The organism is Streptomyces sp. NPDC089915 (genome assembly GCF_040684675.1).
Lineage (GTDB): Bacteria > Actinomycetota > Actinomycetes > Streptomycetales > Streptomycetaceae > Streptomyces.
Genome location: NZ_JBFBGN010000069.1, coordinates 1 through 16532 on the forward strand (window position 1 = coordinate 1; position 16532 = coordinate 16532).

15 protein-coding genes are annotated in these 16532 nt (G+C 72.3%); 10 read left to right on the plus strand and 5 right to left on the minus strand.

What is annotated here, in order from left to right; genetic code table 11:
* Positions 1-135: 135 nt before the first annotated feature.
* On the plus strand, positions 136-1590 hold the full coding sequence (gene argG, locus AB0O29_RS20940; protein WP_365153457.1) for an argininosuccinate synthase: 1455 nt from the start codon (positions 136-138) through the stop codon (positions 1588-1590).
* Positions 1591-1633: 43 nt separating this feature from the next.
* Here the strand turns inward: argG and AB0O29_RS20945 are convergent, their stop codons facing one another.
* From AB0O29_RS20945 to AB0O29_RS20960, 4 genes are read right to left on the minus strand one after another with little or no spacing between them, the layout of a single operon-like run.
* Positions 1634-2551 (minus strand): MBL fold metallo-hydrolase, encoded by a 918-nt coding sequence (locus AB0O29_RS20945; RefSeq protein WP_365153459.1) that lies wholly within the window; start codon positions 2549-2551, stop codon positions 1634-1636.
* Positions 2548-3777, minus strand: a complete 1230-nt coding sequence (locus AB0O29_RS20950; protein WP_365153509.1) for a ketosynthase chain-length factor — start codon at positions 3775-3777, stop codon at positions 2548-2550. The genes AB0O29_RS20945 and AB0O29_RS20950 overlap by 4 nt, the downstream gene beginning before the upstream one ends.
* 26 nt (positions 3778-3803) lie before the next feature.
* Positions 3804-5075: a beta-ketoacyl-[acyl-carrier-protein] synthase family protein gene (locus AB0O29_RS20955; RefSeq protein ID WP_365153461.1), complete on the minus strand. Its 1272-nt coding sequence runs from the start codon at positions 5073-5075 to the stop codon at positions 3804-3806.
* Positions 5072-6244: a DegT/DnrJ/EryC1/StrS family aminotransferase gene (locus AB0O29_RS20960; RefSeq protein WP_365153463.1), complete on the minus strand. Its 1173-nt coding sequence runs from the start codon at positions 6242-6244 to the stop codon at positions 5072-5074. The genes AB0O29_RS20955 and AB0O29_RS20960 overlap by 4 nt, the downstream gene beginning before the upstream one ends.
* Before the next feature lie 175 nt (positions 6245-6419).
* On the opposite strand from AB0O29_RS20960, the gene AB0O29_RS20965 reads away from it, so the two are divergent.
* The 4 genes from AB0O29_RS20965 to AB0O29_RS20980 all read left to right on the plus strand — a co-directional run bounded on the left by AB0O29_RS20965 (position 6420) and on the right by AB0O29_RS20980 (position 10454).
* Positions 6420-7223 carry an SDR family NAD(P)-dependent oxidoreductase gene (locus AB0O29_RS20965; protein WP_365153465.1) on the plus strand — a complete coding sequence of 268 codons (804 nt, stop codon included), beginning with the start codon at positions 6420-6422 and terminating at the stop codon, positions 7221-7223.
* Positions 7224-7414: 191 nt separating this feature from the next.
* Positions 7415-8368 (plus strand): aromatase/cyclase, encoded by a 954-nt coding sequence (locus AB0O29_RS20970; protein ID WP_365153467.1) that lies wholly within the window; start codon positions 7415-7417, stop codon positions 8366-8368.
* On the plus strand, positions 8365-9213 hold the full coding sequence (locus AB0O29_RS20975; protein WP_365153469.1) for an oxidoreductase: 849 nt from the start codon (positions 8365-8367) through the stop codon (positions 9211-9213). Before AB0O29_RS20970 ends, AB0O29_RS20975 begins: the two co-directional genes overlap by 4 nt.
* A gap of 83 nt (positions 9214-9296) precedes the next feature.
* On the plus strand, positions 9297-10454 hold the full coding sequence (locus AB0O29_RS20980) for a hypothetical protein (RefSeq protein WP_365153471.1): 1158 nt from the start codon (positions 9297-9299) through the stop codon (positions 10452-10454).
* Here AB0O29_RS20980 and AB0O29_RS20985 read toward each other — a convergent pair.
* Positions 10430-11443: a bifunctional lytic transglycosylase/C40 family peptidase gene (locus AB0O29_RS20985; protein ID WP_365153473.1), complete on the minus strand. Its 1014-nt coding sequence runs from the start codon at positions 11441-11443 to the stop codon at positions 10430-10432. The genes AB0O29_RS20980 and AB0O29_RS20985 overlap by 25 nt on opposite strands.
* Before the next feature lie 701 nt (positions 11444-12144).
* Here AB0O29_RS20985 and AB0O29_RS20990 point away from each other — a divergent pair.
* Genes AB0O29_RS20990 through AB0O29_RS21010 form a run of 5 tightly spaced genes read left to right on the plus strand, consistent with a single transcriptional unit; the run spans position 12145 to position 16528 of the window.
* Positions 12145-12510, plus strand: coding sequence for a hypothetical protein (locus tag AB0O29_RS20990; protein ID WP_365153475.1), 366 nt, complete (start codon positions 12145-12147; stop codon positions 12508-12510).
* Between the two features lie 5 nt (positions 12511-12515).
* Complete coding sequence (locus AB0O29_RS20995; protein WP_365153477.1) at positions 12516-12815, plus strand: hypothetical protein; 300 nt, start codon at positions 12516-12518, stop codon at positions 12813-12815.
* A gap of 1 nt (position 12816) precedes the next feature.
* Positions 12817-13623: a hypothetical protein gene (locus AB0O29_RS21000; protein ID WP_365153478.1), complete on the plus strand. Its 807-nt coding sequence runs from the start codon at positions 12817-12819 to the stop codon at positions 13621-13623.
* On the plus strand, positions 13596-15080 hold the full coding sequence (locus tag AB0O29_RS21005) for a hypothetical protein (protein WP_365153480.1): 1485 nt from the start codon (positions 13596-13598) through the stop codon (positions 15078-15080). Before AB0O29_RS21000 ends, AB0O29_RS21005 begins: the two co-directional genes overlap by 28 nt.
* The gene (locus tag AB0O29_RS21010; RefSeq protein ID WP_365153481.1) at positions 15077-16528 is read left to right on the plus strand and encodes an SCO6880 family protein; all 1452 of its coding nucleotides are present in this window, start codon (positions 15077-15079) and stop codon (positions 16526-16528) included. Before AB0O29_RS21005 ends, AB0O29_RS21010 begins: the two co-directional genes overlap by 4 nt.
* The last annotated feature ends 4 nt before the right edge of the window (positions 16529-16532 follow it).

A 16532-nucleotide genomic window follows, 5' to 3' on the forward strand; every position in this document is an offset into this window, starting at 1 on the left:
CCACCCCCCTCTGTGCTGTGTGGGGTTTTAACGCGCTATCCGGCCTAACCCGCCGCCGGCGCCCCGGGAGGCGGCGCGCGGCCGGAAACGGAACCCGGGTTTGCATGATCATGCATAAGCCTGCATACTCATCCCATGTCTAAGGTCCTCACCTCCCTTCCCGTCGGCGAGCGCGTCGGCATCGCCTTCTCCGGCGGACTCGACACCTCCGTCGCGGTCGCGTGGATGCGCGACAAGGGCGCCGTCCCGTGCACCTACACCGCCGACATCGGCCAGTACGACGAGCCCGACATCGCCTCGGTGCCCGGGCGCGCCCAGGCCTACGGCGCCGAGATCGCGCGCCTGGTCGACTGCCGCGCGGCGCTGGTCGAGGAGGGCCTGGCCGCACTGACCTGCGGTGCGTTCCACATCCGCTCCGGCGGGCGCGCCTACTTCAACACCACCCCGCTCGGCCGCGCGGTCACCGGCACCCTGCTGGTCCGCGCGATGCTGGAGGACGACGTCCAGATCTGGGGCGACGGCTCGACCTTCAAGGGCAACGACATCGAGCGGTTCTACCGCTACGGCCTGCTCGCCAACCCGCACCTGCGGATCTACAAGCCCTGGCTGGACGCGGACTTCGTCACCGAGCTCGGCGGCCGCAAGGAGATGTCGGAGTGGCTGCTGGCCCACGGCCTCCCCTACCGGGACAGCACGGAGAAGGCGTACTCCACCGACGCCAACATCTGGGGCGCCACCCACGAGGCCAAGACCCTGGAGCACCTGGACACCGGCGTCGAGACCGTCGAGCCGATCATGGGCGTCCGGTTCTGGGACCCCTCGGTCGACATCGACGCCGAGGACGTCACCATCGGCTTCGAGCAGGGCCGGCCCGTCACGATCAACGGCAAGCAGTTCGCCTCCGCGGTCGACCTGGTCATGGAGGCCAACGCCATCGGCGGCCGGCACGGCATGGGCATGTCCGACCAGATCGAGAACCGGATCATCGAGGCGAAGAGCCGCGGCATCTACGAGGCGCCCGGCATGGCCCTGCTGCACGCCGCGTACGAGCGCCTGGTCAACGCCATCCACAACGAGGACACCCTCGCCCAGTACCACAACGAGGGCCGCCGCCTCGGCCGGCTCATGTACGAGGGCCGCTGGCTGGACCCGCAGGCCCTGATGGTCCGCGAGTCCCTCCAGCGCTGGGTCGGCGCGGCCGTCACCGGCGAGGTCACCCTGCGGCTGCGGCGCGGCGAGGACTACTCGATCCTCGACACCCAGGGCCCGGCCTTCAGCTACCACCCGGACAAGCTGTCCATGGAGCGCACCGAGGACTCGGCCTTCGGCCCGGTGGACCGCATCGGCCAGCTGACCATGCGCAACCTGGACATCGCCGACTCCCGCGCCAAGCTGGAGCAGTACGCGGTGCTCGGCCTGATCGGCAGCGGCAGCCCCGCCGTCGGCGCCGCCCAGGCGGCCGCGACCGGTCTGATCGGCACCATGCCGGAGATGCCCGGCGGCGGCGCCGAGGCCATCGCCTCGCGCGGCGAGGTCTCCGCGGACGAGGTCCTGCTGGACCGCGCCGCGATGGAGTCCGGCACCGACTAGCGGCCGCCGTACCCCGGGCCCCGACTGCCCGTCCGCACCGCCCTCAGGCGGCGCAGGCGGGCAGTCCGCCGTGGTACTCGACCATCTCGCAGAACATCGTCTCCACGTCGAGCCCGTGTCCCGGCGGGGCGCCCGCCGCCTCGGCGTAGGCCCGGTGCAGGTTGGGCACCAGCCGCTCGGCGTCCAGCAGCTCCGCGTACGGGCCGAGGTCCGCCTCCCGGGCGGCCTCCAGCGGGGTCAGCCCCGCCGCGGCGCCCTCCTCGGCCAGCCGCTGCACCCGGCGCAGGTAGCCGGCGGTGGCGTCGAGCAGCTCGGGCCCGCCGACCGGCCCGTGACCGGCGACGACGGTCTCCGGGCCGAGGGCCCGCAGCTCCTCGACGACGGCGAGCGAGCCGGAGACCGAGCCGGTCAGGCAGAACGGCGTGACTCCGGACATCACGATGTCCCCGGTGAACAGCACCCGCTGCTCCGGCAGCCACACCACCGTGTCCCCGGCGGTGTGGGCGGTGCCCGGGTGGATCAGCTCCACCGGGAACTCCCCCGGGTGCAGGGTGAGCCGGTCGCGGTAGGTCAGCCCGGGCAGCTCCACCCGGACCTCGCCCCAGGGGACGTCCGGCCACAAACGGGTCAGGTGCAGTCCGGCGAGGGCCATCTCGGCCCGCGCCCCCTCGTGGGCGACGACCAGGGCCCGGTCGGCGAAGAACCGGTTGCCGAAGGTGTGGTCCCCGTGCGCGTGGGTGTTCACCACGAAGCGCGGGGCGTACGGGGTGACCCGCGCGACCGCCTCCTTCAGGGCCCGCGCACGGGCCTCGGTGGCGGCCGTGTCGATCAGCACGGGCCGGCCGCCGGCCGGGGCGATCAGCCCCGCGTTGTTGAGGCACCAGCCGCCGTCGGGCTGGAGGTGGGCCCAGACGTGCTCGGCCACCTCCACCGTGCGGGGCGCACCGCCGCTCCCGCTCACCGGCCCCTGACCACCATCGCCGCGTTGAAGCCGCCCCGGCCCCGCGCCAGGACCAGCGCCGTGCGCAGCCTGTCGGGCCGGCGGACCTCGGTCACCAGGTCGACGGGGCAGTCGGCGGCGGCCGGGCCGGCGTGGACGGTCGGGGGGATCACCCCGTCGCGCAGCGAGAGCAGGGCCGCGGCCAGGTCCAGGGAGGCACCGCCGGCGGCGAGCCGGCCCGTCATGGTCTTGGGCGCGGTCACCGGGACCCCGTACGCCCCGAAGAGCTCGGCGAGGGCCTCGGCCTCGGCCCGGTCGGCCTCGCGCCGCCCGGCCGCGTCGGCGAAGACCACGTCCACGTCGGCGGGGGCCAGCCCGGCCTCGCGCAGGGCCAGCGCGGCGGCGTCGCGCAGCCGGGGGGCGCCGCCGGAGCCGGGCGGCGGGTCGAAGGTGGCGGCGTACCCGGCGACCTCGCCGTAGGGGCGGGCGCCGCGCTCGCGGGCGGCGGCCGCGTCCTCCAGGACGAGCAGGGCCCCGCCCTCGCCGACGACGTGCCCGCCGGCCTCCTCGGAGAAGGGCAGGTAGGCGCGCTCGGGGTCCTCGGAGGTGCTGAGCTCTCCGGAGGCCAGGTGGGCGGCCCAGCCCCAGGGGCAGAGGGAGGAGTCCATGCCGCCGGTGACGACGAGCCGGATGCCCTTGCGGAGCTGGCGGCGGGCCTGGGCCACGGCGTCGAGCCCGCCGGCCTGCTCGCTGACGAGGACGCTGTTGGGTCCGCGCATGCCGTTCTTGATGGAGATCTGGCCGCTGTTGACGGCGTAGAACCAGGCGAAGGACTGGTACGCGCTGACGTACTGGCCGCCCTTGCTCCACAGGGCCTGGAGCTCGCGCTGGCCGAACTCGTAGCCGCCCGCCGAGCTGGCGGTGATCACTCCGGCCGCGTAGTCGGGCAGCTCGGCCGGATCGGCCCCGGCGTCGGCGAGGGCCTCGTCGGCGGCGGTGAGGGCGAGCCGGGTGACCTGGTCGGTCTGCGGCAGCAGCCGGCCGGGCAGGTGCCGGGCGGGGTCGAAGTCCGGGACCTCGCCGGCCAGCTTCGCCGGGTACTGGGCGGCGTCGAACCGGGTGAGCGGGCGGATGCCGCTCTCGCCGCGCAGGACCGCGCCCCACCAGGCCTCGGTGCCCAGGCCGTTCGGGGCGGCGACGCCGATCCCGGTGAACACGGGCGCGGCGGAGGCGGCCGCCGAGGACATCACGGGCGCGTCTGTGGTCTGCGTGCTCATGCTGCGGCTCCCAGGCGCGGGCGGGTGAGGATCATGGCGCTCTGGAAGCCGCCGAAGCCGCTGCCGACGGTGAGGACGGTGTCCGTGCGGTGCTCGCGGGCGGTCAGCGGGATGTAGTCCAGGTCGCAGCCGGGGTCGGGGTGGTGCAGGTTCGCGGTCGGCGGGACCGTGTTGTGCTCGATGGCCAGGGCGCTGGCGGCCACCTCCAGGGAGCCGATCGCGCCGAGCGAGTGCCCGATCATCGACTTGATGGAGCTGACCGGGGTCTCGTAGGCGTGCTGTCCGAGGCTGCGCTTGAAGGCGGCGGTCTCGTGCCGGTCGTTCTGCTTGGTGCCGGAGCCGTGCGCGTTGACGTAGTCGACGGCGGTGGCGGGCAGGCGGGCCTCGTCGAGGGCGACGGTGATGGCCTCGGCCATCTCGCGGCCCTCGGCCTTCAGACCGGTCATGTGGTAGGCGTTGCCGCGGCTGGCGAACCCGGCGATCTCGGCGTAGACGTGGGCGCCGCGCCGGCGGGCGCTCTCGAGCTCCTCCAGGACGAGGATCGCCGAGCCCTCCCCGAGGACGAACCCGTTGCGGGTGGCGTCGAAGGGGCGGGAGGCGGTCTCCGGGTGGTCGTTGCTGGGCGAGGTGGCCTTGATGGCGTCGAAGCAGGCCACGGTGATCGGGGAGATCGGGGCCTCGGTGGCGCCGGTGACCATCACGTCGGCGCTGCCCTCGCGGATCAGCTCCACGGCGTGGCCGATGGAGTCCAGGCCCGAGGTGCAGCCGGTGGAGACCATGGAGACGGGGCCCTGGGCGCCGACCCGCCAGGCCACCTCGGCCGCCATCGAGCTGGGCACGAAGTAGTCGAACAGGTGCGGCACGGCGAGGGTGTGGTCCACCTGCCAGGTGGAGCCGCCGCCGCTGACGGCGTTGTACTCGGTGTCCAGGCCGGTGGTGCAGCCCACCGCGCTGCCCAGGGTGACGCCGGTGCGCGTGGGGTCCAGGGCGGCCGGGTCGAGCCCGCTGTCCTGGACCGCCTCGGCGGCGCCGGCCAGCGCGAACTGGGCGGCCCGGTCCAGGCGGGCGGCCTCCTCGGGGGTGAACCCGTGGGCGAGCGGGTCGAAGTCGGCCTCGGCGGCGATCCGCGAGCGGAAGCCGGAGGCGTCGAAGAGGCTGATGGCCCGGGTCGCGGTCCGCCCGGAGGTGAGCCTGGCCCAGTACGCCTTGGTGCCCACTCCCCCGGGTGCGACCACGCCGATCCCGGTGATGACGACGCGTCGGTTCATGGGGTGTCCTTCACGGTGAGTCCTTCGTCGGTACGGTCGGCGAGGCGGGACCGCACGGACCTGCGCAGCGCGTCGATGACGGTGGCCACGTCCTCGTCGCTCAGCCCGGGGTGCAGGGGCAGGCGCACGGTGCGGTCGACCGCCCAGTCGCAGGAGGGCAGCGGGGGTGCCGGGTCCTCTCCCTCGGCCCGGAACCGGTGCAGGGGCGCGTGGTGGGAGGTCGTGTAGATCTCCTCGGCCAGCAGGTCGGCGACGACCCCGTCCTTGATCGCGGGGTCGAGCTGCACCCAGTACAGGCAGTCCGTGGACTCGTGGCCCCCGGGCAGCGGCGGGGGCGTCAGGAGCCCCTCGGTCCCGGCCAGCTCCCGGTCGTAGCGGGCGGCGATCTCGCGGCGCCGCGCGACCATCTCGGGGAGCCGGCGCAGCTGTACGGAGCCGATGGCGGCGGTGAGGTCGTTCCCGGCGATCCCGCGCCCGTACTCGGGCAGGTCCGGCTCGCCGGGCAGGGTGGCGTGCCCGAAGCCGCTGGCGCGGACCAGGCCGCGCCGGGCGAGGAGGCGGGTGCGGGCGGCCCGTTCGGGGTCCTTCGCGTAGACCATGCCGCCGTCGCCGGTGACCAGCACCCGGCCCGGGTCGAAGCTCCACACGGCGAGGTCGCCGAAGGTGCCGGCGGGCAGGCCGTCGACCCGGGAGGCCACGGCGCAGGCGCCGTCCTCGATCAGGGCGAGGCCCAGCTCCCGGCAGCGCGCCGCGATGCGGACGACGTCGCCGGCGCGGCCGCCGTAGTGGAGGAAGAGGACCGCGCGGGTCCGGTCGCTCAGGGCGGCCTCGACGTCCTCCAGGGACGGGTTGAGCGTACGGCGGTCGACGTCGCAGAAGACGGGACGGCCGCCGCGGCCGGCCACGGCCTCGGCGGTGGCGGGCAGGCCCAGGGAGGGCAGGACGACCTCGTCGCCCGGCTGGAGGTCGAGGGTCTCGACGGCCAGGTGCAGTGCGGTGGTGCCGGAGCTGGTGAACACGACGTGGTCGGGTTCGATGCCGAGGTGCTCGGCGAACCCCGTCTCGAAGGCCAGGGTACGCCGCCCGCTGCCCAGCCTGCGGTCGTGGAACACCCCGGCGACCGCGTCGAGTTCCTCCGCCCCGACCTGGGGCTGAAACAAGTTGATCATGGTCGCCTCTCGCGTGCGGGTGTCTCCCCGATCTTGTCGACCACCACTCGACACCCGGTGGAAGGGCGGTGGTCCGCCCCGGTCGCCGGATCCGGTCCGAGCGGCTTCGAGTACCCCTCCATCGCGATGACGGATCCTCCGCGTGCGCCACCAGTCGATTCACCGAGGAGTTCTCATGCCCGACCAGGCCCAGGTTCAGGACCAGACCAAGCGCGTCGCCGTCGTCACCGGAGCGACCAGCGGTATCGGCCTGGAAGCGGCCCGCACCCTGGCCGCGCAGGGGCACCGCGTGTTCATCGGCGCCCGCGACGCCGACAACGTGGCCCGTACCGTCAAGGAGCTCACCGCCGAGGGCCTGGAGGTCGACGGCGCGAGCGTGGACGTGCGCAGCGGCGAGGGCGTCAAGGCCTGGGTCGAGGCGGCCGTGGCCCGGTTCGGGACCATCGACGTGGTGGTCAACAACGCCGGCCGCTCGGGCGGCGGCGTCACCGCCGACATCACCGACGAGCTCTGGTACGACGTCATCGAGACCAACCTCAACAGCGTCTTCCGGGTCACCCGCGAGGTCCTGAACACCGGCGGCATGCGCGCCAAGAACCGCGGCCGGATCATCAACATCGCCTCCACCGCCGGCAAGCAGGGCGTGGTCCTGGGCGCCCCCTACTCGGCGTCCAAGCACGGCGTGGTGGGCTTCACCAAGGCGCTGGGCAACGAGCTGGCCCCGACGGGCATCACCGTCAACGCCGTCTGCCCCGGCTACGTCGAGACGCCGATGGCCGAGCGGGTCCGCCAGGGCTACGCGGCCGCGTACGAGACCACCGAGGAGGCCGTGCTGGAGAAGTTCCAGGCCAAGATCCCCCTCGGCCGCTACTCCACCCCGCAGGAGGTCGCCGGGCTCGTGGGCTACCTGGCCTCCGACACCGCCGCGTCCATCACCTCGCAGGCCCTCAACGTCTGCGGCGGCCTCGGCAACTTCTGAGCCCGCCCGCCCGGCCGCGTACACGCGCGAGCCGGTACACCCGCAAGCCCGTACGCCCGCAGGCCCGTACATCCGCGAACCCGTACGCCCGCAAGCCCGAACGCCCGCAGGCCCGTACATCCGCGAGCCCGAACGCCCGCAAGCCCGAACGCCCGTACGTCCGCACGACCCCGAATCCGAGGAGCAAGACCATGCCGCAGCCCGGCCCGCGTGAGGTGGAGCACGAGATCACGGTCTCGGCCCCGGCCGCCGCCGTGTACCGGTTGATCGCCGAGGTGCAGAACTGGCCGCGGATCTTCCCCCCGACCATCTACGTGGACCACGTCCCGCAGGGCGGGAACGAGGAGCGCATCCGGATCTGGGCCACCGCCAACGGCGAGCCCAAGAACTGGACCTCCCGCCGCACCCTGGACCCGGAGAAGCTGACGATCACCTTCCGCCAGGAGGTCCCGGCTCCCCCGGTCGCCGCGATGGGCGGCACGTGGATCATCGAGCCGCTCTCCGAGGGCGAGTCCCGGGTGCGCCTGCTGCACGACTACCGGGCCGAGGACGACGACCCGGCGAAGCTGGAGTGGATCGACCGCGCGGTGGACCGCAACTCGCGCTCGGAGCTGGCCGCCCTCAAGACCAACGTCGAGCACGCCCACGCCACCGAGGACCTGACGTTCTCCTTCGAGGACACGGTCCGCGTCGAGGGCTCCGCCGAGGACGTCTACGCCTTCGTCAACGAGGCGGACCTGTGGCCCGAGCGGCTGCCGCACGTGGCGGTCGTCCGGCTCACCGAGGACACCCCGGGCCTCCAGGAGCTGGAGATGGACACCCGGGCCAAGGACGGCTCCGTCCACACCACCAAGTCCTACCGGGTGACGTTCCCGGAGGAGCGGATCGCCTACAAGCAGACCACCCTCCCGGCACTGATGAGCCTGCACACCGGCTACTGGACCTTCGCCGAGGACGGCGAGGGCGGCGTCTCGGCCTCCTCCCAGCACACGGTGACGATCAACACCGAGAACATCACCCGGATCCTGGGCGCCGAGGCGACGGTCGAGGACGCCAAGGCGTACGTCCGGTCCGCCCTCAGCACCAACAGCACCGCCACCCTCAACCACGCCAAGGCATTCGCCGAGCAGCGGGCCCGTCGATGACGGAGGGGACGGCCCGGGTCTGGTTCGTCACGGGCGCCTCCCGGGGCCTGGGACGGGCGGTCGCCGAGGCCGTCCTGGAGGCCGGGGACACCGTGGTCGCCACGGCCCGCCGCGTCGGCGCGCTCGACGCCCTCGCCGAGCGCTTCGGCGCTCAGGTCATCCCCATGACCCTGGACGTCACCGACCGCGCGGCGGTGTTCGCCACCGTGGCGGAGGCCGCGGAACGGGCCGGACGCATCGACGTCCTCCTCAACAACGCCGGCTACGGGCTGGCCGGCGCGGTGGAGGAGGTCACGGAACAGCAGGTCCGCGACCAGTTCGACGTGAACTTCCTCGGCGCCCTGTGGACCACCCAGGCCGTACTCCCGCTGATGCGCCGCCAGGGCTCCGGCCACGTCCTCCAGATGTCCAGCATCGCGGGCGTGACCACGTACCCCAACCTGGGCATGTACTGCGCCAGCAAATGGGCCCTGGAGGCGATGGGCGAGACCCTCGCCCAGGAGGTCGCGGGCTTCGGGATCAAGGTCACCCTGATCGAGGCCGGCGAGTTCCGCACCGACTGGAGCGCGAGCTCCCTGGTCCGGGCCACACCCAAGACCGCCTACGACACCGTCCTGGCCAAACGCCGGCACGGCCTGTCGGGCGCCTTCGCCCACCTCCAGCCCGGCGACCCCCGCCGGGCCGGCGCGGCCCTCCTGAAACTCGTGGAGTCCGAAGCCCCCCCACTCCGCCTCCTCCTGGGCACCACCGCGGCCGACCGAGCCCCCACGGCCCTCCACGAACGCCTCGCCGGCTGGCAACAATGGGCCCCTCTGGCCCCGACGACGGACTTCCCGTCCGCCTGAAGACCTGGACGCTCCTTCGTGACTGCCGCCAGAGTGGCGACGGCAAGGGCCTGAAGAGGACCCGCTGACGAGGGGAGAGCAGGGTGGCAACACCTCAGGGGGAGACGTTCGTCGAAGCGGCTGACGAGGCGGCGCGGACAGCCGTGATGTCGGTGCGTCTGGTCCTGGCCGTCGCCGATGCCGCGCGGCGGAACCAACGCCGGCGGGAGAAGGGCGGGCCGGAGGAACCGCCGTCGGCCCAGCAGGCGCGGCACGAGGCGGAGGCCGGGCTCAAGGACCTGCTGCCGCCCGATGTCTCCGAGGCCTTGCCGAGGGCGGCGGACTGGCAGCGGATGGCGCAGCGGCTGACGGCGCTGAAGCAGGCAGGGGTGGACATCGATCGGCTGCTGCCCCCAATGGGCGAGGCCGCCCTGACCGTCCGGGACCGGGTGCCCGCGAACGAGGCCGGGGTGGCTCTGGAGGGTGCGGCGGAGTGGGAGCGGACGCTCCGCGAGACCCTGCCCGCGGGCCCGGTCCGGGAGGCGCTCCTGAGCTCGCCGGACTGGCCCGAGATCTCGGCGGCGATGGCGGAGTCGGAGCGGCACGGGGTGGACGTGCGGCAGATCCTCGCCGCCGCGCACGCTGCGGGGCTGGGCATCGGGGAGTCGTCGACCGCGAGCCGGGACGCACTGCTGGCGTACGGGCCGCTGACGGATGGGCTCGACATCGCGAAGGATCTCGATCTTTCCGACCGGGCGCGCGCCCTCCGGCAGCTGTCGATCTCACCGCAGGAGAACGCCCGGTACGTGCGGCTGGTCAAGGATGCGCTGCCCGGGCGTGAACGCGAGGCCGACCTGGCGGTCACGGCGAAGCAGTGGCCGCTGGTCGCTGCGCGGATGGCGGAGATGGAGCGGCAGCGCAAGCCGCTCGCCGCGCACTTGGCCGGCCTGGCGGAGGACTCGTCTTGGGAGAGGGGTCCGAGCGGGCAGGTCGGTTCGCGGCTGGTCTGGGCGGTGAGCCACCACCTGCGTCACCCGGCGGGGGCGGCACCACCGGCGCTCCGGCCCACGGTGTCGGCGAGCGCGGCCCGCTCGCAGTCGTCGGCCGCGGGCCCTGTAAGGGCGCGGACGGCCGGGGAGTCGGTGCCCGCCCAGCCCGGGGTGGCTGTGCACCGGCAGCGGGGCGGACCTGTCGCCGGCTGGCGGCGGGGGCCGAGTGAAAGTGGACGGCGTGGTGGTCAGGGGCGGGTGGCGCCGAAGTAGTCGCCTTCGGGCATGGCGGTGGCGAGTGCCTGGATTTCGACGTTGCGGCCGGTACGGGGTGCTTGGAGGACGTTGCCGTCGCCGGCGTAGATGGCCACGTGGTAGATGGATCCGGCGCCGCCGTGGGACCAGAACAGGAGATCGCCGGGCTTGAGGTCGCCGCGGGACACGGGCCGGTGTGAGGTGGCGCCGTACTGGTCGGAGGCGACGCGGGGCAGGTGGAGGCTGGGCCAGTAGGCGTACTGGACGAGGCTGGAGCAGTCGAAGCCGGCGGTGACGGACGCGGAGCAGGATCCGTTGAGGTAGCCGTTGGTACCGTCGCAGAAGCCCGTGGTGGGGCCGTCCGGGCTGCCCCCGCCCCAGGAGTAGGGGGTCCCGATGCGGCCCGCGGCGCGGCGTAGCGCGTCCGGGCCGGCGCCACTGCCCGCGACCTGGAGGAGCCCGGGGCCTTCGAAGCGTGGGATGTCGCGGAGGATCTCCTGCACGTAGTCGTAGGTCTCGCCGTTGGCGAAGGACCGGGGAGGAACACCCCCGTACTTCTGGACGGGCGCCCATCCGGCGTTGTACCCGGCGAGGGCGAGCGCGCGCGGGTCACCGCCGATTCCGGAGCTCTTGGCGTCCTTGAGCAGTGAGCACATCATGCGCCCCTGGGCCATGACGGCGTCGCCGATGTCCCAGGGGGAGTTGCTGCCGTTGCCGTCCTCGTCGCGGCCCCAGACGGCCCAGGTGCCGGGGATGAACTGGGCCGGTCCCTGGGCTCCGGCCCAGGAGGTGGCTTCTCTGCGGCTGGTCTTGAAGCCGGACTCGTGGAAGAGCTGGGAGGCGAGCAGAGCAGGGGTCATCTCGGGCTCTGGACAGGCCGCGTCGGCTTTGAGGATCCATGGCTGGAACTCGGCGGGAACGTTCTGCAGGCCGCCACCGCCCGTTACTCCGGCGGCCTTTGCGTCGGCGTCGACCAGCACTGTCAGGAAGACAGCGGCGATCGGCATGGTGACGAGTGCTGCCGCTGCGACGGCAGCCCCCATGGCCCTCTTCATGCGTGTCCCCCCGGCGCTCATATGATTTGCTGCCGCGCATTTGATTCAGCTATCTGGCGTACTAGAACACGATTTGACGCGTCTCCGCTTGGCAAGGTGGTCGATATCAAGCCAAGCCTGCACCTTGAGGGAATCGGTCAAATCGGGTTGAGCGGCCGGAATTGCCCCTTCGTGGAGTCGGGCCGCACGGAATTGGAACCGGAAGCGTAAACCGGCCTCGCGTAGGGTCTGTTCAGACTTCGCGCACGAGGGGCCCGCGTACGACTTTGTCGACTTCTCGATCCCACTGCACGGAACGACAGACGTCCACGAGGAGGCCGGGCGATCCCAAGGCCGTGCAATGTGGCAGGTTGCCCTGTTCGGATGACGGAATTCGGGCACATCCAGGCCGCCTCGACCCCTCTGTGCAGCAGCATCGGCCAGCCGACCTCCGTAAGCGACGCAAAACCCCGACCGGGCCTGACGGACCCTCACGCTAACCTCAGTGGTCTCGCGGACTCAAAGCCGTATTATCAAATCTTTTATCAGGGGGGAGTTGCGGCGTGACCATCCATGCGGAGCCATCGCTTCCGGCAAATGGTCCGTCAGCCGCACTGCGCTACGCGCTGGTGCCGGTACACGGACCGGGCATTGCAGTGGCGACGGTCGCCCGAATGCTGGACGCCGGTGGCGGGGGAGCCCGGGCGCGGGTGCTGGCGCCGGGTGAGTCGCTGCCGTACGGCGCCCAGCCGGTCCTCCTCGCGGAGACGACGGTGTACGGGGCGCACTGCGTGGAGGCGCTGCTCCAACGCTGGGGGCCGCTGCCGAAGCCGTGGCTCGTGTGGGTGGCCGACGCCCCGGTGCGGCCCGTCGCTGATGCCCGCTACCTGATCCGCGCCCTGGAGGGGCGGCTGGCAGGGGTGGTGAGGGTTCCGTACCTGCCGGTGCTGCGGGCGGTCAAGGGCCCCGAGGAGGCCCTTGAGCACAAGGACGTTCAGGCCGCAGGGGAGAAGCTGCGGCGCACGATGGAAGGAAGCTGACGGCCATGAAAATCACGGAGAAGCTCTACATGCTGGCGGCGGACGGCGACCTGATTCCCGGGGCCAAGCCGACCAAGATCCCAGGCGCCGACGAGACCGTCGGCAAGCTCTTCGGGTACGGCCTGTGGCTGGTCATCCTGGCCGGCGTGGCGGGAGTGGGCTTCGGCGTCTACAAGCTCGCCGTATCGGACAAGTCCCGCAACGGCGGCGGCTCCGAGCCCTTCAAGTGGATGGGAGGCGGAGTCGCCGCCATCCTCCTGTCGTCCTCGCTGATCGCCATCCTCAACGGCATCTCGGGGGGCTGACGTGTCGCGCACCAGGGGGGCCTGGAACACCAAGGGCACGTGGATCGCCGGGGTGGCTCTCGCCGCCGTACTCGCCCTGACCGGCTACGCCGCCCTGTCCGGGGACGACAGCGCACCGGCCGGATCCGGCAAGGACGCCGGCCCGAGCGCCGGGGCAGGCCCTTCCAGGCAGCCTGCGCCCGCCCCGACCTACACGGTCCCGAAGGACTGGACCGATCCGCAGCGTTGGGCGTCCCTCCCTCGGGGGGCGCGGACCGACGAACGCGGCAGCGCCGTCGGTTTCCCGCACACCTTCGAGGGCGCCGTCGCGATGCTGACCGCCGTCAACAAGATCGCTGTCGGCGACGGCAAGACCAGCGCCGATGAGCAGATGCGCATCTACAACTCCTACGTGAACAAGCCCGACCAGTCCGGCGCGAACGCCGATATGGTCCGGCAGAACGCCCAGGAGACCGACAAGCAGCTCGCCCAGGAGATGGGCGGCCCCGGTTCGAAGACCCTTCCCGCGGGCGCGTACATGCGCACGTCCGTGGTCGGCTTCAAGGTCCTCACGAGGTCGGACGACGAAGTGTGTGTCTGGGTACTGACCCGAGGAGTGCAGAGGAACGGGGAGACGGCCAAGGAGTCCGCCGGATACAGCCGGCGGGTCGTGGCCGCGCAGTGGGTGGACGGTGACTGGAAGATGACCGCCGCCGCGTCTTCCCGCGCCCAGCAGGCCGTTCAGGGCAAATCCGAGCCGGCCATGGTCGCGCCGGGGGACCAGGCCTTCAACGAGGCCGGTTGGACGGCCATCCGGGAGGCATCGTGAGGCGCCTGGCGGTGCTGCTGCTCGCTCTGGTCGCCCTGGTAGGGGTTTCGGCACCCCAGCCCGCTTCCGCCGACGAGGGCATCATCTCCAGCGGCATCACGAAACTGTGCAAGATAGGAGGCGACGTCTGGGACTTCTTCGGCGGCGACAAGGGCCCCCACGCGGACGGCAAGTGCCGCACCCTGGGCGCAGCCGTCCAGATGAAGGCCGAGAAGGAATGGGACGCGATCTCCGACAGCCTCCTGGGCGACGTCATCGAGTCCGGCGCCGGCTTGGCGAAATGGACCATCCGCCACGTCCTGACGCTCGGACTGGCAGGCCCGTCAATGGACTTGAGGTCCACCGGGCTGTGGGACGGCAAGGCCACGCTCGCCGGGATGCTCGTCTGGCTCGGGCTGGTGTTCGCCGCAGGCGGGGTGATGTGGCAGCTGGCGAAAATGGCCGTCACGGGGCAGGTCAAACACCTGGGCCGGGCGGCCGTCGGCTGGGGAGAGAGCCTCGTCATCTCCACACTCGGCGTCTCCCTCTTCTCACTCCTGCTGAAGCTGGGAGACGCCATCACGGACGGCCTGGTGGAGGCGACGTTCAAGGAGAACGACGCCTACGCCCGGATCGTGGCCGTGATGATCCCGACGGAGGTCGTCAACCCGGTCGCGGTGGGCGGGGTGGTCGGCGTCCTGCTGCTGTTGGGCATCGTCCAGATGGTCATGGTGTTCATGCGGCTGAGCGCCATCCCGATCATCTGCCTGATGTTGCCGATCGCCGGCGCCGGGCGCACCGGTGGGGACGCCACTCGCAAATGGGCCCCGGCCCTGATCACCTCCGGGCTGGTCATCATCGCCTACAAGCCCATCGTGGCGATCCTGATCTGCACCGGCTTCGCCCAATTCGGGCACGGGCAGACCCTGACGGAGTGGCTGCGCGGTGCCGCCACCCTGGTGCTGGCCATCGTCGCTCCCATCCCACTCACCCGGATCTTCGCGCCGTTCGGTGTCGCCTACGGCGGCGGGACGGGCGGCGCCGCGCTCTTCGACGCCGCAGGAGGCCTCTTCAACCGCAAGGACCCTGTAGAGACAGGGCAAGGCGCGGCCCCGGCCACGCCTATGGAACACGCCGCTCTGGTCGCGAAGTCCATGGACGGCGGCGGCGATGCTCCCGGTGCCTCGAAGGGCGTTCCCGGCGGTCCGGGTGACCTTCCCGGCTCGGATGCCCCCGGTCGTGGAGGTCGGGGCGGTCCCGACCGCGGGGACGGCCAGCAGGCCCCGCCGCCCGAGACCCCGAGGATCCCCGCGCAGACCGGCGCCTCCACCCCATCCGCCGTGCCGGCCACGAGCAGCCCGGGAGCCGGAACACCGGGGACCCCGGGGGCGGTCGGCATCGGTATCCAGATCATGGACGGCGTCAACGACGTCGTGCGGAAAACGAGCGAAGAAGTAGGCGGGGGGTCCGGGCAGTGACGGCACACGAGGTGCCCAGGGCGCTGATGGTCTCGGGGTTCCGAACCCGCAGGTCCTTCGGGATCGGAGGCCTGTCCAAGACCGGAACGATCACGGCGGCCGCGGTACTGCTGGCCGAAGGCCTGATCGGCACCCAGATGCCGCTGACGCTGTGGATCACCCTCCCGCTGACGGCGGTGGGGGTGGCCCTCGCGGCCGCCCGCCGACACGGGATGCCCGCTCCGGCCTACTACTGGGCCAAGCTGTCCTGGCGGAAGGCCTCCAGCGCCGACGCCACCGCCTACCGGCGGCTCCTCCTGCCCCACCCCTACGCCCTCGACCTGCCCGGCGTCGGGGCGTCCACCACCCTGATCAAGGCCCACGACCCCACCACCGGCAAGTCCGTCGGCGTGGTCCACGACCGGGGTACCGGGCGGATGACCGTCAGCACCCTCCTCGCCCCCGGCGGCAGTCTCATGGCCCCCACCGGCACCGTGCAGAGCAGCCTGCGCACCTGGTCGTCGGTCCTGGACGCGATGAGCACCGACGAGCAGATCAAGGGTGCGTCGGTCACGATCCAGATCACCCCGGGCGCGGGCGAGGCCCTCGGCGACGACGTGAAGGCCCGTCAGGACCCGGCCGCACCGCAACTGGCGAAGCAGATCATCGCCGAGCTGGTGCGCACCACCCCGCACGCCACCGCCTCGGTGGCGTCCTGGATGTCGGTGACGGTGGACCCCGCGGCCTCAGCCAACCCGCCCACGGACCTTGCCGAGCAGGTCGCCGAGACCCTGAAGGTCGTCGACTCCCTCGACCTGTCCGGCACCGGCACGGACATCGAGCGCAGGGCCACGGACGTGGACCTGCGCCGCCTGGTGCGCAGCGCCTACGACCCGGCCGTCTTCAACGCGCGTGACGCCGACTTCGAGGACCTGTCCTGGGCGGAGTGCGGGCCGCAGGCCGCCGACGACGGGTGGGAGGAGTACGCCCACGACGGCGGGGTGTCCGTCTCCTGGGTGCTGCGGGAGATGCCGCGCCGGCCCATCGCCTACAGCGTGCTGCTGCCGCTGCTGGCCCCGGGCCGCTTCCAGCGGCGCATCACCCTGGCCTACCGGGTCCTGGACCCCTACGAGGGCGAGGCCGTACTCGAGCGGGAGATCAGCAACGCCCACCAGCGCGAGCAGGCGACGGCCGAGGTCAAGGGCCGCTCGAAGTGGTCGCAGCGGGCCGACACCCAACGGGCCGAGCAGGCAGCGGCCCAGATGGCGGGCGGTGCGCAGGTCGTGGACTGGACGCTGATGGTGACCCTCACCGCGCGTGACGCGGCCCGGCTCCCCGCCGCCCGGCAGGAGCTGGAGCGGGCCGTGAAGGCCATGCGGGGCATCCGCATGCGCCCTGCCTACGGCGCGCAGGCGGCCGTCTTCGCCGCAGGCATCCCGCTCGGCTACAACCCGCTCGTGAAGGACTGAAGAC